We start from the raw sequence: 20,719 nt of genomic DNA on the forward strand, positions 1-20,719 counted from the left end.
TTCCGCCGTACGCACTTTCTCAATCATTTAATTCAAGAACAACATGCAGACCAGTGTTTCTACTAAAGGCGCGTGGCTATCGTTCGTTGCAGCGAGCGTTTTGCTAACCGGGTGCGCCACTAACCGTTCGACTCCGCCGCTGTATCAATGGGATGGTTATCAACCGCAGGTCTACGAATACTTCAAGGGGAAAACCGATCCGCAGGCGCAGATCGACGTACTGGAGAAATCGCTGCAGCAGATCCGCGGGAAGGGTAATCGGCCGCCGCCCGGATTTCATGCGCACCTCGGGATGCTGTACGCGAGCGTCGGGAAAGATCAGCAGGCCGCGAGCGAGTTCGAGGCGGAAAAGCAGTCGTTCCCGGAATCGTCGACCTATATGGATTTTTTGCTGAAAAAATCCGCACAACAATAAGAGCGCTGCCATGTTCAAACTCATTTCACTAAAGCTTCTGTCGGCTGCTGCTGTGCTGACCTTGCTCGCTGCATGCGCGGGGCCCGCGCAGCGTCCCGACTACACCGCATTCAAGAAGAGCCAGCCGCGTTCCGTGCTGGTACTGCCGCCGATCAACAACACGGCGGACGTGAACGCGACGTACGGGGTACTGTCGCAAGTGACGTTGCCGCTTGCCGAGTCTGGGTACTACGTGATTCCGGTCGCACCGATGGAAGAGACGTTCAAGCACAACGGTCTGACCGCGGCGACGGACATCCAGCAGGTCGCACCCGCGAAGCTTCACGACATCTTCGGCGCCGACGCAGCGCTGTATATGACGGTGACGCAGTATGGTTCGGTTTATACCGTGCTGGACAGCACAACGGTCGTCTCGGCATCGGCGAAACTCATCGATCTGAAAACGGGCGATGTGTTGTGGCAGGGAACCGGGCGAGCGACAGGCAAGGAGGTCGGCGCCAATGCCAATCTCAACGTGGGTGGCGGATTAGGACTGATCGTGATGATGGCGCAGGCAGCCGTCAAACAGATTGCGCATACGCTGAGCGATGACAGTGTCGATGTCGCAGCGTTGACGAGCCAGCGACTATTGTCTGCCGGGCCGCCGAACGGCTTGTTGTACGGTCCGCGTTCGACGAAATTTGGAACCGATTGATCGGGATCGAAACGCTATAGCGTTGGAGGCCGCAGATGCTTGCGGCTTCCTGTCAGTGCGTCGTGCCTACGCTTAAGGTTAAGACACAAGAAAGTGGAGCCTAAGAGTCGATGCTCCCAAAAAATGATCTCTTAGCGCACGCGCCAGATACCTAGCCACTGCGCATGGTTTTGCTGAGCGTACCCAAGAATCCTTTAGTCGTTTAAGCAGGTGCACGATTCTTCAGCTTTGCGTCCTGCATAAACTGATGCTTAAAGGAAGCGGTTCTTCTTGTTTTTAGCCGGGTTTACATGCAATTCGCTAAAAGACAAATACTCAAAGGAAACTCAAATTAAGTGCATGTCGTTCAAGCGTGTGGCTAGCTGAGATAAACCTGAATCAGGAAGAATCACCGCATCTAAAAGCACCTATCTACGAGAATTTCATTCCTTAGTCATCGTCGGTTGTGTATCTTGGAAAATGGAATCTTGACGAGCGTTGCTCGTTATTCAATTGCAAGCATTGCATCTTAACGATGCGGGAAGATTCCACGTCGCACATTCCATTCAAACCTAGAGGGGGTTTAATTGAAGAACATTCTTCTTGCTTTGGCATTGTCCGTTGCATCCCTTCCCGTGCTGGCCGCCGACGTATGTCAAGGGGGTACCTTGCTGACCGGTACGGTTCTGACTGCGCCCACGTATAAAGCGGGATCGAAGCTCGATGGTATTTACCTGGACCACACGCACGTGAGTCTGCAAGGGACCGACGGCCAGGTCTACGACGTTGCAATGGACGACGTGTTCGCCAACGGTTATCAAAAAAATCAGGCTAGCGTGCCGTCGCCGTTGAACCAGATTCTCGTCGGCGATCAGCTTGAACTGTGTGGCGAGCTTTATACCGGTGGTGACGTTGGGATTCACTGGGTCCACACGAATTGCGGCGATACGCCGACGCCGACCGATCCGAACGGCTGGACCAAAGATCTGTCGCAGCCGGCGCTGGGCAACAATCTCGAGAGCAACGAAACGTACTGCTATCTCTGGCAGTAAACGACGGGCGCAAGGTCAGGCCATCCTCATGAACCCGACGCGTACGCTACTGGTTGCTGCTGGATTCACGGGCATGGTCCTGGCTGCTGTCTATTACACCGCTCATGGGTCAGCGCCGTTGGCGCTGGCTGCTACGTCGGCTGGTGGCTCGCGAAGCAGTGCGGGCGGTGCTTCGGTTTTTTCGCAGTTTGATCCTTCCGGTGCGACAGGAACTGCTGATCAGGCGCGGCCGTCCTTAATCGGCAGCAGCGGGCGGATAGTCGATCTGGGCGGTAAAACTGTCGCGCAGTACGTTGCGCAGTACGAAGGTGCTGCGCGTCTCGGTGACGCGGCTGCTGCCTATAAGGTCTATCTGGCCGAGTCGCTTTGTGCAGCCGGTTCTGGTCAACGCGATGTGGAGCAGGGCGAGCATGCTTCATCTGCGGCGTCTGTGTCTGCTGCACAGCTCGACGCAGCGCATTTATGCGCGGCGGTCACACCTGCCGAAGTCCAGGAGCGTCTGAAATTTCTCGCGCTTGCTGCACGCACAGGTCAAGCGGGCGCGCAGGTCGATTTCTTTCTGGAAGGGCCCGACGGGACGGGGAAAATTCCGGCGGTGGGAAGCGATCCGGAAAGTCCGGACGTCAAGCGCTGGAAGGACGACGCTCTGGATCATCTGAAAGATGCGGCGGAGCAGTGCGATCCGTTTGCGGCTGGATTACTTGCCACGAGCTATAGCTCAGGGAAGTTCAATGCGCAGGACCCCTCCCAGGCCATTGCGTTCGATTTGCTGGCGGCAGCGGCGGGGAATGGCAAATGGTCTCGCGAGCGGTTGCAGGCGCAGTTTGGTGCGGGGATGAAGGCTGGTGTGTTTGAGGCGGCTTACGCGGAGGGGGTTCGGGCTGCGCGGGAGGCTTGTCCGCAGGGTAAGGTTCAGTGAAGTCTCACCCTGTCGACTCGAAAGCGAGGGCGTCTGACGAGTCCTCGTCGACGCTCTCGCAAACGAACTGGGAACGTAGCCCGTATCAGAAGGCGCAAAGGGACATCTATGAGATGTTGCAACATCGGCAAGGCGATGCGCTTAAGAATGCCGATGCAGCAGCGGCAGATGCCTTGGCCACTGGGGAGCGGAACCCGTCCACAGAAATACCACGCGTTGGTTAGGACACTTTTGGCGCTCAAGCAGCCGTAAGGTCGCGCTGACCGACTACTCGTCGCGTGGCAAGTGAGCCGACTTGGGCTTGTGAGGCGAGACTGTGCTTCGCCGATGACGATTGCGGAGCGGAGGCGGGATTGCGTAGCAATGAAAAGGGCCTAGCCGAAGCTAAGCCCTTGAATCTTTTGGTAGGCCGTACGTGACTCGAACACGTGACCAACGGATTAAAAGTCCGCTGCTCTACCAACTGAGCTAACGACCCAAAAAGAGAAGCGGAATTATAGCGGGCGCTACGCTGAAGTGTCAACCGGACCCTCGGCGAAGACCACCGAAATCCAATAAGAAAAGCCCGAAGCATGAACGACATGCTCCGGGCATTTCAGCGAGAGGCGCGCGTGTTGATGACGTCCAGCACTACGCGTTGCGCTTTCCTGCAACCGGCCGATGATACAAACCAAACCCGGCCAGCCACAGCAGGCGCCTCCTACTTGATCTGCGACAACTTGTCCTGCGCCGACTGCGCAACGTCCGAACCGCTGTATTGCGCGACGATCTGCTCGAGGGTCTTCTTTGCCGCAGCCTTCTGACCTTGTTCGAGCTGATTGTTCGCAATTGCCAGCAGCGAGTCCGCCGCGCGCGGATGCTGCGGGTAATTCTTCACGACACCCATCCACGTCGCCGTCGATCCCTTGTAGTCGCGCAATGCATACAGCGCGTTGCCGAGCCAGAACTGCGCAGTCGGCTGGTAGGGGCTCTGCGGATACTTCGCGATGAAGCTGCGAAACGATGAGGCCGCGGTCTTGAAGTCGCCGGCACGGAACTGCTGTGACGCCGCGTTGAACGCATCCGTTTCACCGGGCTGCACGGTACCCTGCACGCCGTCGACTGTCTGCTGCTGCGGCTCGAACTTCTTCAGCCGGCCATCGAGGTCGGTGTAGTAGTCCTTCTGCTGCTTCTGCAGTGTCGTCAGCTGGTTCGCCATGTCCTCGTTCTGTCCGCGCAATGTCGCGACCTGCTGGTTGAGCTGGTCGAGACGGTTGGACTGATCGAGGATCGTGCGTTGTGCAGCGGACAACTGGCTCGACAGGCTGTCGGTCTTCGTGCGCAGGTCGAGAATCGCCTGACGGGCCTGGTCGTCGTCGAAGATGCCCGCGTGCGCAGGCACGGTCACGAGGACCATGCCCGCTGCACAGGCGGCCGCGGCTGTGGCAATTCGCAGCCGGAAGAAACGATGCGTCATACGGCTTATCACCCGTTGCGATTACTGTTGATACACGAGGTCAGCACGGCGGTTCTGGGCCCACGACGATTCGTCATGACCCGTCGCTTGCGGCTTTTCCTTGCCGAGGCTCACAGCCTCCATCTGCGAATCCTGCACGCCGAGCAGCGACAGCGCGCGACGCACAGCTTCAGCACGCTTCTGGCCCAGTGCCAGGTTGTACTCGCTCGTGCCGCGTTCGTCGGTATTGCCCTGGATCAGCACGTGACGTTCCGGATGGCTCTTCAGATATTGCGCATGTGCCTGCAGCAGCGGCTGGTAGTCGTCCTTCACCGAGTAAGCGTCGAAGTCGAAGTACACGCTGCGCTTGGCGAGCGGGCTGTTCGGATCATTCAGCGGGTCGACGTTGACCTGGGCCACGTCGGTCGGGTTCGGTTGCGTCTGGACCGCGCCGCCCTTGTTGGCGTTGTCGTCGAGCTTCACGCCCGAATGACACGCAGCCAGTGCACCGACCATCAGGACCGCAAATGCGATACGAAGTTTGGACATCATTTTTAACTCTCCTTGTGTGTTATTGCATAAACGGGCCCCAGGACGGCTCGCGTACGCTACCGCCCTGAACGGACAGGACCTGCCGGGTGCGACCATCGGTCGACACTGCCGCCAACACGCCACGGCCGTTCACCTGAGTGGCGTAAAGAATGTACTGACCATTCGCTGCGAAGCTCGGCGATTCGTCATGTGTCGTGTCGGTGAGCCCGGTCGCAACGCCGGACTGCAGATCCTGCACGTATAGCTTGAATGCGCCGCCGACGCGCGAGATATAGGCAAGCTGCTTGCCGTCCGAACTCACGCGCGGGCTCGTGTTGTAGTTGCCCGTGAACGTCACGCGCTGCGCGCCGCCGGCACTTTCGCCCTGGGCGGACATGCGGTAGATCTGCGGTGCGCCACCGCGATCGCTTGTGAAATAAATGGATTGTCCGTCGGGAGAGAAGGCAGGTTCGGTATCGATCGAGGTGCCTTGCGTCAACCGGCGCAGGCCGCTGCCGTCCGCATTGACCGCGAAGATCTGCGTATTGCCGGTGCGCGACAGTGCGACCGCGAGCGTGCGACCGTCAGGCGACCATGCCGGCGCACTGTTGTTGCCCTTCTGGTCCGAGACGATCACGCGACGACCGGTAGGCAGGTCGTGGATATAGACGATCGGCTTCTTCTTTTCAAACGATACGTATGCGACCTTCGTACCGTCCGGCGACCATGCCGGCGAGATGATCGGTTCGGGGCTCGACAGCGCGATGTGCGCGTCCTGTCCGTCCGAATCGGAGATCTGCAACTGGTAGCGGCCACCGGTCTTGATCACGTATGACAGGCGCGTGGCAAACACGCCGCGCGAGCCCATCAGCTTCGCATAGATGTAGTCGGCAACCTTGTGCGCGCTCATGCGCAGTCCGCTCGCGGGACTCACCAGCACGAGACCGCCAAGGCTTTGCTGCTTGACGGTGTCGTACAGTTTAAAACGCACTTCGTATTGACCGTTCGCGAGCTGGTTCACGCTGCCCGCGACGAACGCGTCCGCGCCCTTGGCCTTCCAGCTGCCGAGGTCGACTGAATCGTTTTCGGAAATGGGTGCGCTGCCTGCATCGATATTGGTGAATTTGCCGCTGCGTTGCAGATCCTGACGCACGATTGTGCTGATCTGCTGAGGGGAATTCGTCTCATTCGCAAAATTCGCGGTGGCGATCGGGAACTGCGTCGACCCGACACCGGTTACCAGCACGTTGAGCTGTGCGTGCGCAGCGCTTCCTGCCGCAATCAGGCACGACGCGACCAGTGTTCGCAGGCCTAGCTTGGTCATCAAACTCATGCTTTATCGATTCCCAAAAAAAACAGATGATCTAACAGATTACGACAGCAGACAGACCTGCAAACGCCCGATTCGTTCCCCGGAACGCCATGTGGGCCGGGGCGCGGGCTGCTGTCAGGCTGCCGGACGCAATGTAATCGTAAAGCTCGCTGGTGTTTTGCCGTTCGTATCGAGCGGCATTGGATCGGAGCGCTGAACCGCCCGCAACGCCGCGTCGTCCCATTGTGCATTGCCGCTGCTACGCGTCACCGTCGCGCTCAGCAGCGTGCCGGTGGGCGCACAGTGCACTGCGACCACGGTTTCGAGGCCCTGTGTATCGCCGGCCCACACGATGTTAGGTCGTACGCGTCGCTGCACCTTCTCCGCATAGCCCGCTGATGCAGCCGTGCCACCCGAGCCGCTGCCGGTGCCGCTCTTCGCAAGGCCATCGCCGCTCGAAGCGTCGCCGCCACCGGCCAGCCCCTGCATCTGTGCAAGCCGCGCACGACGTTCCTGATCGAGCTTCTTCGTCTGCTGCGCATCGGTCTTGGCCTTCGCGAGCTTATCTGCATCGGCTTTCTTCTTCGCGTCAGCCTGCGCCTGCTTCAACTGATCCTGCTTCTGCTGGTCAGCTAGCTGTTGCTGCCGCAGCTTGTCGGCCTGCTGCTGTTGCTGCTTTTGCTTCGCATCGGCGGCTTTCTGCGCGGCCAGTTGTGCCGCCTGCGCAGCAAGCTGCTGCTGACGTTGCGCCTGCGCTTCCTGATCGGCCTGCTGTTTCTGACGTTGCTGCTCGGCGAGCTGCGCCTGACGTGCCGCTTCCTGTTGCTGGCGTTTCTTTTCCTGCAGCGCGATGTCCGCTTCCGTGTTGTCGACCGGCGGCGGAGCAACCTTGATGGGCGGCGTCACGACCGGCCGCGGCAATACGGTGTCGGGCACTTCGGTCCACAGTTCGGCTTCGGCGCCTGCGGGCGTGCTGTTCTGCCACTGGATGCCGTGATACAGGAAGTACCCGAGCAACAGATGCATCACCACCGCTAGCGCAATAGCACGTCCTGTGCCGCGTTCACGCGGCGGCTGGAGCGGGTACGAGGATTCCTGGCGTTTCATTGCGATTTGACGAGCAACCCGACGCGCTTGACGCCGCGGGCCTTCAGGTCGGACATCACGTTCATCACGACTTCATACTTCACGGTTTTATCCGCGGCGATCACGACCGGCTGATCGGGATGGGTCTGCGCGCGATCGGTGATGAAGCCATTCAGATCGGCGCGCGTCATGCTTTCCTGCTGGGTCGCGCCGCCATCGTCCTTGTACTTGACGTTCATGTTGCCATCGGCGCGGATGTTGACGACGACTGGCGGCGTCTGCTGCTGGGGCGCGGCACCACCGACGGTCGGCAAATTGACAATTGACGGCGCGACGAGCGGGGCGGTCACCATGAAGATCACGAGCAGAACGAGCATCACGTCGATATACGGCACGACGTTGATGTCGGCCATCGCGCGGCGCGTACGGCTGCCGCGCATGCTGGATGACGAGGAACCGGCCATGGTGTGCTCCTTAGTGCGCCTGGCGTTGCAGGATGTTCGAGAACTCTTCGATGAAGGTCTCGAAGCGGATCGCGAGGCGGTCGATATCGTGAGCGTAGCGGTTGTAGGCAACCACCGCCGGAATCGCTGCGAACAGGCCGATCGCGGTGGCGGTCAGCGCTTCGGCGATGCCGGGCGCGACGTTCGCAAGCGTGGCTTGCTGCACGTTCGCGAGACCGCGGAACGCGTTCATGATCCCCCAGACGGTACCGAACAGACCGATATACGGGCTGACCGAACCGACCGATGCGAGGAACGCGAGGTTCGCTTCGAGCACGTCCATTTCACGCTGGAACGCGGCGCGCATCGCGCGTCGTGCACCGTCGAGGATCGCGCCCGGATCGTTGAGCCGTTTTTCCTTGCCCTTCAGGAATTCGCGCATGCCGGATTCGAAGATTCGTTCGAGCGCGCCGATCGAGTGGCGGTTGTTCGCGGCGCTCTGGTACAGCGCCTGCAGGTCGCCGCCCGACCAGAACTCGCGTTCGAAACGCTCCGTCTGCGCGCGTGCGCGGCGGATCGCAAACCACTTGCGGAAGATGAATGTCCACGACAACAGCGACAGCAGCAGCAGCAGCGCCATCACGGCCTGGGCCAGCAGGCTCGCGTTGAGAACGAGGGATACGATCGATAGATCTTGGGTAGTGTTCATAGAGGTTCGTTGTAACGTCCCGGAAGGGGCGTCCGGCTGCAAGGCCCGTCGAAGCTGGCGGTCGGGAAACCGGAAGCTTCGGCGTATCCTTCGCCGAACCATGCTTGGTGTGGCATTGATCGATACGAGTTCACTGGCGACGTATCAACGGTGTTCAGTCGTCTGTCGTTGACACGCCGGTCGTCGTAGCTGGTCCGCGCCGCAATGCGGCGAGCACCGGTGGAGGAATGGCGGCAGGTCTGAACGCAGCACGTTCGACGCAGCCGACCCGGATGTTGCCGGTGGCGAGCAGCGTGTCGTCGCGCCAGGCTTCCTGCGCGAAATCGACGGATGCGCGGCCAAGCCGCTCGACCCTGCTGATCACGGTGACGAGGTCGTCGAGCCGCGCCGGCGCCCGGTAATTGAGCGCGGTGCTGCACACGATGAACATCGTGCCGGTTTCGTCGGCGAGTTGCCGCTGGTCGATTCCGGATGCGCGCAACCATTCGGTGCGCGCACGCTCGAAAAACTTCAGGTAATTCGCCGAGTACACAATGCCGCCGGCATCGGTATCTTCGTAATACACCCGGATCGGCCACGTGAAGCCAATTTCCGTGCCGGGCTGGCTGCTGGACATATTCATGCCGCGCATTTTACCGGAACGCAGACGCGCCTCGCGATTTGTCACGATTTGTTCTTTTTCCGGTCGCCACACGCACGCGCGGCGCGAACGCTCAGCCGCGATGAACCGACAGCCCCGCAAACGACTGGGCAACCGGCATCAGCTCGATCGTGTTGATGTTCACGTGGGCGGGCCGCGTGGCGATCCAGTAGATCGATTCCGCGATGTCTTCGGCTGTCAGCGGCTGGACGTTCTGGTAGACATTCGCCGCCTTCTGGTCGTCGCCGCGGAAACGCACGTTTGAAAATTCGGTGCCGCCGCACAGCCCCGGCTCGACATCGGTGACGCGCACCGCGGTGCCGGTCAGATCGGCGCGCAGGTTCAGGCTGAACTGCCGCACGAACGCCTTGGTCGCGCCGTAGACGTTGCCGCCCGGATACGGCCAGTTGGCCGCCGCGGAACCCAGGTTGAACACGTGCCCGCGGTTACGCTCCACCATGCCCGGCAGCAGCGCCCGCGTGACCTGCACAAGGCCGGTGCAGTTTGTGTCGATCATCGTTTGCCAGTCGTCCAGCACGGCGCGCTGGGCGGGTTCCAGGCCGAGCGCGAGGCCGGCGTTGTTGACCAGCACGTCGATGGCTGCGAACTCCGGCGGCAGCGCGGCGGGCGCGGCTTCGACGGCGGCGCGGTCGCGCACGTCGAGTTCGAACGGCAGGAGGCGCTCGCCCAGCTCGTCGGCGAGCGCTTGCAGGCGGTCCTTGCGGCGCGCGGTGGCGACGACCCGATGGCCGCCGTTGACGAACGCCCTTGCAATAGCGGCGCCGAACCCTGCGGACGCGCCTGTGACGAACACGATCATTGCTGCTCCATGGTCGGAAAGATGGAAAGGGCATCAGCCTACTTCCAATGCGGCGCTGCGGCAAGGACGAGGAGCGGCCCGTCTGCCGTGTGCGCTGGCGCCGAAGCGCCGTCCCGTGGGGCTTGCAGCGGCATGGGGCGTTGCCGGCTGGCGCTCGCCCGCTGTTGCCTATTGGTGCAGGTTCCAATAAACTAACGCGCTCAATCCTGCGTGACTGGCGATAGAACCCTTCTGGGTTCAAAGGTGGAACAACCCACCGTGAAGCGCAGGGTGCCGTTTTGCCGTTCGCCTGGGCAGCCGTGATCCGCGCGTCGTAGTCTGGCGCCGCCGGTGGCTGTCCTGCCTCGCGTGTGCGGCGCTCCTTCTCCGCCATGTCAAGGCTGGCCCAGCCGCCAGCAGCGCTGCGTATCCGCTACGCTTATCCCGCGCAATCCGGTCAACCTGAACTGAACTCACTCAACGGAACCCGTATGTTTGACAGAGCCGAAAGCACTATCGCCAGCGTCGATCCCGAAATCTGGAAGGCGATCGAACAGGAAAACCGCCGTCAGGAAGACCACATCGAACTGATCGCGTCGGAAAACTACACGAGCCCGGCCGTCATGGCCGCCCAGGGCTCGCAACTCACCAACAAGTATGCCGAAGGCTATCCCGGCAAGCGCTACTACGGCGGCTGCGAATACGTGGACATCGTCGAGCAGCTCGCCATCGATCGCGTGAAGCAGATCTTCGGCGCCGAAGCTGCGAACGTGCAGCCGAACTCGGGCTCGCAGGCCAATCAGGGCGTGTTCTTCGCGATGCTGAAGCCGGGCGACACGATCATGGGCATGAGCCTCGCGCACGGCGGCCATCTGACGCACGGCTCGCCGGTCAACATGTCGGGCAAGTGGTTCAACGTGGTCAGCTACGGTCTGAACGAAGCCGAAGACATCGACTACGACGCCGCGGAAAAACTCGCTCAGGAACACAAGCCGAAGCTGATCGTCGCGGGCGCATCGGCGTTCTCGCTGCGCATCGACTTCGAACGTCTTGCGAAGATCGCGAAGTCGGTTGGCGCGTACCTGATGGTCGACATGGCGCACTACGCCGGTCTGATCGCTGCGGGCGTCTACCCGAACCCGGTGCCGCACGCCGACTTCGTCACGACCACCACGCACAAGAGCCTGCGCGGTCCGCGCGGCGGCGTGATCCTGATGAAGGCCGAATACGAAAAGCCGATCAACTCGGCGATCTTCCCGGGCATCCAGGGTGGTCCGCTTATGCATGTCATCGCCGCCAAGGCCGTGGCTTTCAAGGAGGCGCTGTCGCCGGAATTCAAGACGTATCAGCAGGCGGTGTTGGACAACGCACGCGTGCTTGCCGAAACGCTCGTAAAGCGCGGGCTGCGTATCGTGTCGGGTCGCACCGAGAGCCACGTCATGCTGGTCGACCTGCGTGCAAAGAACATCACGGGTAAAGCCGCGGAAGCGGCGCTCGGCGCGGCGCACATCACGGTCAACAAGAACGCGATCCCGAACGATCCGGAAAAGCCGTTCGTCACGAGCGGTGTTCGTCTCGGCTCGCCGGCCATGACGACGCGCGGTTTTGGCGTGGCGGAAGCCGAGCAGGTCGGCAACCTGCTTGCCGATGTGCTCGACAATCCGGAAGACGCCGCTACGATCGAACGCGTGCGTACCCAGGTTGCGGCCCTGACGAAGCGCTTCCCGGTTTACCGCTAGGCGATCATGCGCTGCCCCTTCTGTCGGCATGACGATACGCAGGTCGTGGATTCCCGCGTGTCGGAAGACGGCGCGGCAATCCGTCGGCGGCGTCGCTGTTCGGCCTGCGACAAGCGTTTTACGACGTACGAGCGGACCGAACTGGCGTTGCCGGCGGTCGTCAAGAAGGATGGCAGCCGCAGGGAGTTCGACCGCCGCAAGATCGTCGCGAGCATGCAGCTCGCGTTGAGAAAGCGGCCGGTCGCCGCCGAGGCAATCGATACGGCAGTCGCCCGCATCGAATATCAACTGCTCGGCAGCGGCGAGCGTGAAGTGCGCAGCGAACGGCTCGGCGAACTCGTGATGAACGAGTTGCGTGCGCTCGATACGATTGCGTATGTGCGCTTTGCTTCTGTGTACCGACGCTTCGAAGACGTGTCCGAATTCGAGGACGTGATCGAGGAATTCCGCCGCGCTTCATCGCCTCCTGCTCCCGTCAAGTCTTCGCGCAAGCGCTGACTGTTCCGCTCAGTTCCTCTCACTCCCCCTCGCTACCTGGCCGTTCGGTCGATTGTCGCGTTTCGCATGGGTCGCTAGATTGACTGTGTTCTTCGGACCAGTCAGGAGTGAGTGACCCATGACCCCCCATGTTTTTCCGCCGCAAGCGTACGGCGGCTTCACGCTTGCCGAAATGCTCGTCGTCGTCTCGCTGCTTGCCGCGCTTGCGGTTCTGGCTACGCCATCGTTTGTCGCGTGGCACGTGCGCGATCAGGTCGACGCCCGGGCGCGCGCGATGCTCTCCACACTCACCTACGCACGCAGCGAAGCGCTGCGGCGCGGCGTGCGCGTCACGGTGTGTCGCATCGATAGCGCGCATCGCTGTTTGCCGGTCGGCGAAGCCTGCCGCAGCGGTACCCTGGACTGGTCGTGCGGCTGGGCCGTGATGGCCGAGCAACCGGGTTCGACGGTGCTGTCCGCGTTGCGTGTGCAGCCGGGTCTCGCTGCAGTGAGCGTGAACGGCACCCTCAGCAATCTCACGTTCACGCCGCCGGCGGGACAGGTGATCGGCGGCTTTCGCAACTTCGATGTCGCGCCGCGTTCGATATTGCGCGCTACTCAGGGTAACAACTGGCGGCGTTGCATCAGGATTGCCGCCGGCGGTCGACCGCGTATTTCCGACGGTGCTTGTGGAGCTGCATCATGAGCCGGCGCGAACACGCTGCATGTCGCGGCAATTCGCTACTCGAAGTGATGCTGGCGGTTGCCTTGATGGCCGTCACGGTACTCGGCTTGACGGCCACGCAATGGTGGACCGCGGGTGAGGCGAAAGCGGTCACGCTGCGCGAACACGCGGCGATGATCTCGGACGCGGTGGCTGAAACGGCGCGCGCCAACGTGCCTGAAGACACAGCGTTGTCGCAATGGAAGGTGCTCGCTGCGCGTTTGTTCCCACAGGGCGAGGTGTCGATTCGCGATCAACGCGCTGGAGCCGCGGTGGCACAGGTCACATGGCTGCCGCCTGCGCCTTCGGTGCGTGGCGAGGTAATTGATATGCCCGAGTCTTGCGGCGGCATGGCGGTACCGCCGCGGACCGCCTGTGTCGCGATCGCGTTCACCCGATGACCGTAGCAAGATTCCGCTCGCGCGGTCACACGCTGCTGGAGTTGATGATTGCCGCCGCACTCGGTCTCGTCGTGGTGGCCGGCGCTGTCTCCATGTACCGCTCACAGCGTGTCGCGTTCGTGCGCGCAACCGATGCGCTGCGGATACACGACGCCGGAACGACCGCGCTCGCACTGATCGCCGCGCAGGTCCGCATGGCCGGCTTCGTGCCCGCCGATATGGCGCCGGCCGATACGTCAGCCGGGTTGTTCGGTTGCTCGGGCGCACGCACGGTTGGCAGCTTCGAGAGTCGCAGTTGCGAAACGGTGAGCACGCATTCGGACGGCATCGCGGTGCGTTACATCGGCGACACGATATCGACATGGCCATCGTCGACCGGTCGACCCACTGACTGTCTCGGCCAGAGCGTGACCACCGACGCAGCCGGAAGCGATCCGCAGCGCATACCGATCGTCAACCGCTTCCATGCGAGAACCGGCAGCGCCGGCGAACCGGAACTGTATTGCGACGGCAGTGGCCGACCGGGCGTGGCGCAACCGCTGGTGGAAGGTGTCGAAGGATTGCGGGTTCGCTACTGGCTGAAGGACGCGCACACCGCGCTCGATGCTTCCGCTATCGCGCGGGATCAATGGCAACAGATCGTCGCCGTGGACCTGTGTGTGCTGGTGCGTGGCGCACCGCTCGGGCGCCGCACGCGCTATGTCGATTGCGACGGCGTGTCGACGCTCGCGACAGATACGCGTGTGCGGCAGGCGTTCTGGCGGCGCGTCGCAGTTCGCAACCAGGCGCGCAGGCCGTCATGACACGCGATACCCGAACGCGACGAAGCTACCGGGCGCGTAGCCGGTCGCATGGCGTTGCACTACCTGTCGTCCTGATGCTGTCGTCGATGATGCTCGTCACATCGGCGGCGTGGTTCGAGACGTCGCTCGCGAGCGCACGCGGTACCGCGAATACGCAGGGCCATCTGCAGGCATTTCATGCTGCCGATGCGGCGCTCGCCCTATGTGCGCAGATGACGCTGGCGAACACGGCCACTGCGTTGCCGGACGTCGCGGGCGAACCCGAGGGCTGGCGGCGTGCCGCGACCTTCGAGGCGGGCGTGCAAACCCCGGTAGCGCAATGGCCCGGGTCGGTGCGACCGCCGCAATGTCTGATCGAAGGATGGCAGCTTGCAACACGCCCCGAGGCACGCGCATGGCTGATCACTGCGCGCGGCTTTGGCGCGACGCTGGCATCGCAGGCATGGATGCAACTGACACTCGTGGTCGACGACGGGCGCACGGAGCGCCACTGGCGGCAGGTCGTCGCACGTCCCTTTTGAACGGCGAGACAACCTTCTTATGACCTCACGGATCCACGCCTTCACGCTGCTCGAACTGGTCATCGCGCTCGCTATTGCCGCGACGCTCGCGGTTTTCGCGGTGCCGGCGTATCGCAGTCAGATCGCGCGGACGCATCGAACGGATGCCGCAGCCGCACTGTATCGCGCAGCCCAGTTCGTGGAGAACGATGCGGGCGGTGAGCGGAATGCGTTGCCTGTCGGTCTTGACCGCGCACCGCAGTTCGGCACCGCGCTGTATCGGCTTGGCGTGCTGCCGGCCAATGCGACGAACGGTGGCTATACGCTGGAGGCGGTACCCGTGGAGGATGGTCCGATGCATGGCGATGCATGCGGCACGTTCGTGCTCGACGCGACCGGCGTGCGTGCGAATCGCAGCAGCAATCCGACAGCGCTCGCCGCAGACGAATGCTGGAATACGCGTTGAACGAGCGCTGCTTAAGCGTTCAGCGGAGTTACGATCCGCGACCCGTGCGGCCGGATTTCGCCGCTGGCGCAGTATCGTCGTCGCTCTTCATCTGTTGCCATATGCGGTAAGCCTCCCACGCGGCAAACCCGAGTCCGCCCCATTTGAGCAGCGGTTTCGCACTGGCAAGCAGCGTAGAGCGCAGCGGTCTGGCGAGCAGGAGCGAAGCAAGCGAACTGATCAACGGATACTGCTTGAGCAGTGCGCCGATGCCCGCATTCGCACTCTTGCCTGCGCCCCAGCTCATTCCGCGGAGGCCCGGCAGCAGAAACTTGAGCCAGCTGAAATGCGAGACCGACTGACGTAGTTCTACCGTTGCCTGGGCGAATTCCATCCGTTCGATATCCGCGCGCACGATCAGCAGTTCCTTGCGCAGTGCGCGCAGATGCGGCGAACTCAATTCTTTTGCGCCGGAATGCTGGCTGCGAAAGGCGGTGTCCGGACGGGGCTGGCTCATGAGATCTCGATAGCGATGGCGGTGGAGAAATGACGGAAGCGGGCGGCGTACTCGCCGGCTTTATTGCTTGCGGAAGACGTCGCGGTCCTTTTCGAATTCCTTCAGCGTCGCTTCGAATATGATCGGCGCGTTGCGCAAACCGCTGCGTGCGCGCAATGCGCAGAACAACGCGGCGAGCGCATAGACCAGCGTAATGCCGGCGAGCGCCTGCCAGCGCCAGGTGTCCCAGAAAGCGATGGCCACGAGCGCCGTCAGTGCGATCAGCGCCATGGTAGCGAGCATCATGGCCGCGAGCCCGAGGAAGAGCACCGCCAGCAGGCGGTCTTTCTCCTCGCTCAGTTCGATGCCGATCAGCTCGAGGCGCGTCTGGAGGATGGAGAATACGGAGCCGAGAAGGCGGCGCAATGGCCCGTGCTCAGCGCGCGTGTGGGTATCGATCGTCATGGCCTAAGCGCGTTGCGCGTGCAGATGCACCAGAAGGAGTCGACCGGCGCGCGCCGGTCGACTGGTATGTGAGTTGCCGTGAGCGGCCGTCAGCCGCCGCACGCTGTCGCGTGCTTACTTGCGGTTGATCAGCAACCCGACCAGAACGCCGACGCCGGCTGCGATGCCGATCGACGCCCACGGATGTTCGTGTACGTAGTCGTCGGTGGCGCGCGCGGCCTTCTTGCCTTTCTCGACGACGACGACCTGCACGTCGGCGGCCTTTTCCTTTGCCTGCTTCAGACGCGACAGCGCCGTTTCGCGCAGTTCCGACGCGCGCTCTCCCGTTGCGCTTGCGGCCTGCTTCAACAGGTCTTCAGCGTCCGCGAGGACGGCTTTGATATCCGACATCAATCTCTCCTTGTTGACTTCCGACATTGACTGCTCCCTTCGTATCACGCCACGCGTGAATCGTAACCAAAGAAACGTCCGCTGGCGAGTGCGCTGGTCAACGCACTGTCTGGTGGGGTATGCACGAACTGTTCCCGTTGCTGTTTTCTGCGAACGACGGCTGCTAAAAAGCGCCCCTACAGCGTCGTTGCATTGATACGGCGGTTGATCCGCAGCTTGATGGAGTTGATCTGCCCCGTAAAGTTTCCCCCGCGCCGGCGAAAATTACAAAAACTCATAAAGTTCTGACGCGATGTTTGTTCAACAGAACCGTGGCTTCCCGTATGCTTCAACTCTTTGCGAAGCTTGCGGGTACTATTCGCAAATTCGTCCGTTCACTTCAAGGAGCTGCACCATGAGTCTGCGTCTCGGCGACATCGCACCAGATTTCGAACAGGATTCGAGCATCGGCCGCATCAGTTTCCATGAATGGCTCGGCGACAGCTGGGGCGTTTTGTTCTCGCATCCCGCCGACTTCACGCCGGTCTGCACGACCGAACTCGGTCTGACGGCGAAGCTCGCGGGCGAATTCGAAAAGCGCAATGTGAAGACGATTGCGTTGTCGGTGGACAGCGCGGAATCGCATAAGGAATGGATCAAGGACATCAACGAAACCCAGGCGGCGAGCGTCGGCTTCCCGATTCTCGCGGACGGCGATCGCAAGGTTTCGGAACTCTACGACATGATTCACCCGAATGCGAACGAAACGCTGACGGTGCGCTCGCTGTTCGTGATCGATCCGAAGAAGAAGGTGCGCCTGATCATCACGTATCCGGCCAGCACCGGCCGTAACTTCGACGAAGTGCTGCGCGTGATCGATTCGCTGCAGCTCACCGACAACCATAAGGTCGCGACGCCGGGCAACTGGAAGCAGGGCGACGACGTGGTGATCGTTCCGTCGCTGAAGGACGAAGAGGAAATCAAGCAGCGGTTTCCGAAGGGCTACAAGGCGATACGCCCGTATCTGCGTCTCACGCCGCAGCCGAACAAGTAACGCGGTTCGCGCGGCGCGGCCTGGCTTGGCCGCGCGGCAACCGGTACGAAACAAAAACCCCGCGGATGCGGGGTTTTTGTTTGATGTGCTATCGCGACTACGCTGCTCAGAAGAACGCCTGAATCCCCGTCTGCGCGCGCCCCAGTATCAGCGCATGAATATCGTGCGTGCCTTCATACGTGTTGACGACCTCGAGGTTCACGAGGTGCCGCGCAATGCCGAACTCGTCCGAGATACCGTTGCCGCCAAGCATGTCGCGTGCGAGCCGCGCGATGTCGAGTGCCTTGCCGCACGAATTGCGCTTCATGATCGACGTGATCTCGACTGCAGCGGTGCCTTCGTCCTTCATCCTGCCGAGACGCAGCACGCCTTGCAGTCCGAGCGTGATCTCGGTTTGCATATCGGCAAGCTTCTTCTGGATCAACTGGTTGGCAGCGAGCGGCCGGCCGAACTGCTTGCGATCGAGCACATACTGCCGCGCGGTATGCCAGCAGGCTTCCGCGGCGCCGAGCGCGCCCCAGGCAATGCCGTAGCGCGCCGAATTCAGGCACGTGAACGGACCACGCAGACCGCTCACGTTCGGCATCAGGTTCTCGGCGGGGACGAACACTTCGTCGAGCACGATCTCGCCGGTGATCGACGAGCGCAGACCAACCTTGCCGTGGATGGCCGGTGCCGACAGACCCTTCCAGCCCTTCTCGAGAATGAAGCCGCGAATCGCGTCCTTGCCGTCCTCCTGGAGCTTGGCCCAGACGACGAACACGTCAGCGATCGGTGAGTTGGTGATCCACATCTTCGAGCCCGACAGCGAATAGCCGCCGTCGACCTTCTTCGCGCGCGTCACCATGCTGCCCGGGTCCGAGCCGTGATTCGGTTCGGTCAGGCCGAAGCAGCCGATCCATTCACCGGTGGCGAGCTTCGGCAGATATTTTTCCTTTTGCGCATCGGAGCCGAATTCGAAGATCGGCACCATCACGAGCGACGACTGCACCGACATCATCGAGCGATAGCCGGAGTCGATGCGTTCCACTTCACGCGCGATGAGCCCGTAGCTCACGTAGCTCAAACCGGGGCCACCGTACTGTTCGGGAATGGTCGGGCCGAGCAGACCGAGTTCGCCCATCTCGCGGAAGATGCTGGCATCGGTCTTCTCGTGACGGAACGCTTCGAGCACACGCGGCGCCAGTTTGTCTTGCGAATAGGCCTGGGCGGCGTCGCGCACCATGCGTTCTTCCCCGGTCAACTGCTGATCGAGCAACAGCGGATCTTCCCAATGAAACTGCGCGGCGTCGGCCATGATGCGACTCTCCTGTTCCTTGACTTTAGTTCCGCTATGCGGAACAATGTTTTGCAAATTAGACCCGAGTGTACCATCCGATGACGCCTTCATCCACCCCCGCCATTTCCATCGACGAACGCAAATTCGTCACCGCCCTGGCACGTGGGCTGGACCTGCTGCGCGCGTTTCGTCCCGGCGAAACGATGCTCGGCAATCGCGATTTCGTCGAGCGGACCGGCCTGCCGAAGGCAACCGTGAACCGGCTCGCGTACACGCTGACGGTGCTCGGCTATCTGCGCTTCGACGAAACGCTCGGCAAGTACGCACTCGATGCCGGCGTGCTGTCGCTGGGGTTCGCACTGCTGTCGGGAACCGACACGCTCGAACTCGCGCGGCCGCACATGCGCACGTTCGCACGCGAAGTGGGCGCGGCTGTGTCACTCGGTTGCCGCGATGGGCTCGACATGATCTATCTCGAGACGATCCGCAGTGAGACCGCGCTCACGCTCGGTCTCGCGTCGGGTTCGCGGCTGTCGATGCTCACCAGTTCGATGGGCCGTGCCTATCTCGCCGTGCTGCCCGCCGATGCGCGCGCAGCCTTGCTCGCCGAGCTGAAGAAGGCGGCCGGCGCGGACGGCGCCGCGCTCGTGGCCGATGCGCAGTTCGAGATCGACGCGTTTGCCGACGCGCGCTGCTGCTTCTCGTTTCGCGCGTGGAATGACGATGTGAACGCGGTCGCGGTGCCTTTTCGCGAGACACGCGATGGACGCTGGCTGGTGCTCAGTTGCAGCGGGCCGGCATCGTCGATGGGGGATGAGGTGTTTCGCGAGAGCGTCGCGCCGCGGTTGAAGGCGCTGGCTTGCAGGTTGGGCGATACGGCCTAGCGTTGCCTCTAATGGCGGCGCGTTTGCGCTTTACGCCGTGCGGTCGTGATCGTGTGCCGCAAAAAGCGGCCCCTGCACAAACCGCACATCATATTGCTGCAACAGATCAAACTGCGCTTCATCAGCGACGCGATTGAAGATCAACGGAATGCGCAACCGGTTCGCATATCCGACCAGCGGCTTCACCATCGAGTCGCGCAGTGCCGAGCCCGCATCCATCTTGATGAAATCGAGCCGCGCCATGTCCGACACCGAAAGAATCTGCCCGGCATTCGGCAGGTTACCGGCCACCTTGAATCCGTAGCGTTGATAACTGCGCGTCAGATAGCCGAGGAAGTTGCGATGCGCAACCGCCGCCGCCGGCAGTTCGATCACGATGCGTGACGGGTTCAATCCAAACGATACGAGCACCGCCGAGAAATGCCGGCCGTGGTCGTACTTCACGCTTTTCAGCAACCGTTCGTGGACCCGTAGAAACAGTAGTCCGTGCCGCTGTGCGCCGAAGAAATTGATTGCGTGCAGTGCCCGCGACATGCGGTCTAGCGCGACCAGTTCCTGGTCGTCGGCGATGCGCTCGAAGGTGTCCTGTGCATCGAACGGCACGCCGTCGACGCGCTGCGTCACCGCCTGAAAACCGAGTTCGTCGCCGAACCGGTCGGCACGCTCCGGCGCCGAACCGAGCGACTGTCCATACGCATGCACGCTGATATCGAAGATCGGCTCATACGTGCTGCCCAGCTGGAAACCGTTGAAGCGGGCGATCGCGCTGTCGCTGTGCTCGCCCGTGCCGCGTGCCAGATGCTCGCCGAGAAACGGGTGGCTGGCGGCACGCGCAACGAGGTCGGAGATGGTCGGGGGAATCATGAACGGGGCAGGTCGCGCGCAAGCACGCGTCTCTTGTCGGTTGCGGCGCCATGCCGCACTCATTTAACGATGTTAGCAGTCGGCGTAGCGCGCGCATGAACTAAATGCTCATAACGATATGGGTCGGTGCGCACCGGGTCAGGGTTTACGATAGTTTTACTATACGTAATTAGTTTTACTATTCGTAAATTACGCGTGTGGCGAG

General features: G+C 61.8%; 26 protein-coding genes, 1 tRNA gene and 1 riboswitch. Of the genes, 13 read left to right on the forward strand and 14 right to left on the reverse strand.

The annotated features are described in order from the left end of the window. Positions 1 to 43 precede the first annotated feature (43 nt). From FNZ07_RS16540 to FNZ07_RS16555, 4 genes are all read left to right on the forward strand, one after another. Positions 44 to 415, forward strand: a complete 372-nt coding sequence (locus FNZ07_RS16540) for a DUF4810 domain-containing protein (protein ID WP_091010081.1) — start codon at positions 44 to 46, stop codon at positions 413 to 415. A 10-nt stretch (positions 416 to 425) separates the two neighbouring features. Continuing rightward, positions 426 to 1,109, forward strand: coding sequence for a DUF799 domain-containing protein (locus tag FNZ07_RS16545; RefSeq protein ID WP_091010083.1), 684 nt, complete (start codon positions 426 to 428; stop codon positions 1,107 to 1,109). 566 nt (positions 1,110 to 1,675) lie between these two features. After that, positions 1,676 to 2,140, forward strand: coding sequence for a hypothetical protein (locus FNZ07_RS16550; protein WP_177228261.1), 465 nt, complete (start codon positions 1,676 to 1,678; stop codon positions 2,138 to 2,140). A 28-nt stretch (positions 2,141 to 2,168) separates the two neighbouring features. Further along, the gene (locus FNZ07_RS16555) at positions 2,169 to 3,059 is read left to right on the forward strand and encodes a hypothetical protein (protein WP_143098035.1); all 891 of its coding nucleotides are present in this window, start codon (positions 2,169 to 2,171) and stop codon (positions 3,057 to 3,059) included. 402 nt (positions 3,060 to 3,461) lie between these two features. Here FNZ07_RS16555 and FNZ07_RS16560 read toward each other — a convergent pair. The 9 genes from FNZ07_RS16560 to ydfG form a co-directional block, all read right to left on the reverse strand. Continuing rightward, positions 3,462 to 3,537, reverse strand: a tRNA-Lys gene (locus FNZ07_RS16560). A 222-nt stretch (positions 3,538 to 3,759) separates the two neighbouring features. Beyond that, positions 3,760 to 4,515 (reverse strand): tol-pal system protein YbgF, encoded by a 756-nt coding sequence (gene ybgF / locus FNZ07_RS16565; RefSeq protein ID WP_091010086.1) that lies wholly within the window; start codon positions 4,513 to 4,515, stop codon positions 3,760 to 3,762. 21 nt (positions 4,516 to 4,536) lie between these two features. Further along, a complete protein-coding gene (gene pal, locus FNZ07_RS16570) occupies positions 4,537 to 5,046 on the reverse strand; it encodes a peptidoglycan-associated lipoprotein Pal (RefSeq protein ID WP_091010088.1) in 510 nt (169 codons plus the stop codon). A gap of 19 nt (positions 5,047 to 5,065) precedes the next feature. Continuing rightward, positions 5,066 to 6,358, reverse strand: a complete 1,293-nt coding sequence (gene tolB / locus FNZ07_RS16575) for a Tol-Pal system beta propeller repeat protein TolB (RefSeq protein WP_091010090.1) — start codon at positions 6,356 to 6,358, stop codon at positions 5,066 to 5,068. Positions 6,359 to 6,472: 114 nt separating this feature from the next. Beyond that, on the reverse strand, positions 6,473 to 7,444 hold the full coding sequence (tolA, locus tag FNZ07_RS16580; protein ID WP_091010091.1) for a cell envelope integrity protein TolA: 972 nt from the start codon (positions 7,442 to 7,444) through the stop codon (positions 6,473 to 6,475). Further along, complete coding sequence (gene tolR, locus FNZ07_RS16585; RefSeq protein WP_091010093.1) at positions 7,441 to 7,887, reverse strand: protein TolR; 447 nt, start codon at positions 7,885 to 7,887, stop codon at positions 7,441 to 7,443. The genes tolA and tolR overlap by 4 nt, the downstream gene beginning before the upstream one ends. Before the next feature lie 10 nt (positions 7,888 to 7,897). Continuing rightward, complete coding sequence (gene tolQ / locus FNZ07_RS16590) at positions 7,898 to 8,575, reverse strand: protein TolQ (protein WP_091010097.1); 678 nt, start codon at positions 8,573 to 8,575, stop codon at positions 7,898 to 7,900. Between the two features lie 154 nt (positions 8,576 to 8,729). After that, positions 8,730 to 9,206, reverse strand: a complete 477-nt coding sequence (ybgC, locus tag FNZ07_RS16595) for a tol-pal system-associated acyl-CoA thioesterase (RefSeq protein WP_091010902.1) — start codon at positions 9,204 to 9,206, stop codon at positions 8,730 to 8,732. An 82-nt stretch (positions 9,207 to 9,288) separates the two neighbouring features. Next, complete coding sequence (ydfG, locus tag FNZ07_RS16600; protein WP_091010099.1) at positions 9,289 to 10,035, reverse strand: bifunctional NADP-dependent 3-hydroxy acid dehydrogenase/3-hydroxypropionate dehydrogenase YdfG; 747 nt, start codon at positions 10,033 to 10,035, stop codon at positions 9,289 to 9,291. 200 nt (positions 10,036 to 10,235) lie between these two features. After that, a riboswitch (ZMP/ZTP riboswitch) is annotated at positions 10,236 to 10,337 on the forward strand. Positions 10,338 to 10,505: 168 nt separating this feature from the next. Here ydfG and glyA point away from each other — a divergent pair. The 7 genes from glyA (at position 10,506) to FNZ07_RS16635 (ending at position 15,124) form a co-directional block, all read left to right on the forward strand. Further along, positions 10,506 to 11,753 (forward strand): serine hydroxymethyltransferase, encoded by a 1,248-nt coding sequence (glyA, locus tag FNZ07_RS16605; RefSeq protein WP_091010101.1) that lies wholly within the window; start codon positions 10,506 to 10,508, stop codon positions 11,751 to 11,753. A 6-nt stretch (positions 11,754 to 11,759) separates the two neighbouring features. Beyond that, complete coding sequence (nrdR, locus tag FNZ07_RS16610) at positions 11,760 to 12,251, forward strand: transcriptional regulator NrdR (protein WP_091010103.1); 492 nt, start codon at positions 11,760 to 11,762, stop codon at positions 12,249 to 12,251. A gap of 118 nt (positions 12,252 to 12,369) precedes the next feature. After that, positions 12,370 to 12,936 (forward strand): GspH/FimT family pseudopilin, encoded by a 567-nt coding sequence (locus FNZ07_RS16615; protein WP_091010105.1) that lies wholly within the window; start codon positions 12,370 to 12,372, stop codon positions 12,934 to 12,936. Beyond that, positions 12,933 to 13,355, forward strand: coding sequence for a type IV pilus modification PilV family protein (locus FNZ07_RS16620; protein ID WP_091010108.1), 423 nt, complete (start codon positions 12,933 to 12,935; stop codon positions 13,353 to 13,355). Before FNZ07_RS16615 ends, FNZ07_RS16620 begins: the two co-directional genes overlap by 4 nt. Continuing rightward, positions 13,352 to 14,158: a PilW family protein gene (locus FNZ07_RS16625; protein ID WP_091010110.1), complete on the forward strand. Its 807-nt coding sequence runs from the start codon at positions 13,352 to 13,354 to the stop codon at positions 14,156 to 14,158. The genes FNZ07_RS16620 and FNZ07_RS16625 overlap by 4 nt, the downstream gene beginning before the upstream one ends. Further along, positions 14,155 to 14,679, forward strand: coding sequence for a hypothetical protein (locus tag FNZ07_RS16630; protein WP_245811409.1), 525 nt, complete (start codon positions 14,155 to 14,157; stop codon positions 14,677 to 14,679). Before FNZ07_RS16625 ends, FNZ07_RS16630 begins: the two co-directional genes overlap by 4 nt. Positions 14,680 to 14,698: 19 nt before the next feature. Next, on the forward strand, positions 14,699 to 15,124 hold the full coding sequence (locus FNZ07_RS16635; protein ID WP_091010112.1) for a type IV pilin protein: 426 nt from the start codon (positions 14,699 to 14,701) through the stop codon (positions 15,122 to 15,124). A gap of 28 nt (positions 15,125 to 15,152) precedes the next feature. Here FNZ07_RS16635 and FNZ07_RS16640 read toward each other — a convergent pair whose 3' ends face one another. The 3 genes from FNZ07_RS16640 to FNZ07_RS16650 all read right to left on the reverse strand — a co-directional run bounded on the left by FNZ07_RS16640 (position 15,153) and on the right by FNZ07_RS16650 (position 16,481). Next, positions 15,153 to 15,620: a DUF3318 domain-containing protein gene (locus tag FNZ07_RS16640; protein WP_091010114.1), complete on the reverse strand. Its 468-nt coding sequence runs from the start codon at positions 15,618 to 15,620 to the stop codon at positions 15,153 to 15,155. A gap of 60 nt (positions 15,621 to 15,680) precedes the next feature. After that, positions 15,681 to 16,064 (reverse strand): phage holin family protein, encoded by a 384-nt coding sequence (locus FNZ07_RS16645; protein ID WP_091010116.1) that lies wholly within the window; start codon positions 16,062 to 16,064, stop codon positions 15,681 to 15,683. A gap of 114 nt (positions 16,065 to 16,178) precedes the next feature. Continuing rightward, entirely contained in the window at positions 16,179 to 16,481 is a 303-nt protein-coding gene (locus FNZ07_RS16650; RefSeq protein ID WP_091010118.1) for a DUF883 family protein, read from the reverse strand. A 367-nt stretch (positions 16,482 to 16,848) separates the two neighbouring features. Between FNZ07_RS16650 and FNZ07_RS16655 the strand changes: the two genes are divergently transcribed. Continuing rightward, on the forward strand, positions 16,849 to 17,487 hold the full coding sequence (locus FNZ07_RS16655) for a peroxiredoxin (protein WP_091010119.1): 639 nt from the start codon (positions 16,849 to 16,851) through the stop codon (positions 17,485 to 17,487). A 106-nt stretch (positions 17,488 to 17,593) separates the two neighbouring features. Here the strand turns inward: FNZ07_RS16655 and FNZ07_RS16660 are convergent, their stop codons facing one another. After that, the gene (locus FNZ07_RS16660; RefSeq protein WP_091010121.1) at positions 17,594 to 18,784 is read right to left on the reverse strand and encodes an acyl-CoA dehydrogenase; all 1,191 of its coding nucleotides are present in this window, start codon (positions 18,782 to 18,784) and stop codon (positions 17,594 to 17,596) included. Positions 18,785 to 18,864: 80 nt separating this feature from the next. On the opposite strand from FNZ07_RS16660, the gene FNZ07_RS16665 reads away from it, so the two are divergent. Then, positions 18,865 to 19,650, forward strand: a complete 786-nt coding sequence (locus FNZ07_RS16665) for an IclR family transcriptional regulator (protein WP_091010122.1) — start codon at positions 18,865 to 18,867, stop codon at positions 19,648 to 19,650. Positions 19,651 to 19,680: 30 nt separating this feature from the next. Here FNZ07_RS16665 and FNZ07_RS16670 read toward each other — a convergent pair whose 3' ends face one another. Next, positions 19,681 to 20,514, reverse strand: a complete 834-nt coding sequence (locus FNZ07_RS16670) for an EAL domain-containing protein (RefSeq protein ID WP_091010124.1) — start codon at positions 20,512 to 20,514, stop codon at positions 19,681 to 19,683. Positions 20,515 to 20,719 lie beyond the last annotated feature (205 nt).

The sequence above is a fragment of the Paraburkholderia megapolitana genome, assembly GCF_007556815.1.
Lineage (GTDB): Bacteria > Pseudomonadota > Gammaproteobacteria > Burkholderiales > Burkholderiaceae > Paraburkholderia > Paraburkholderia megapolitana.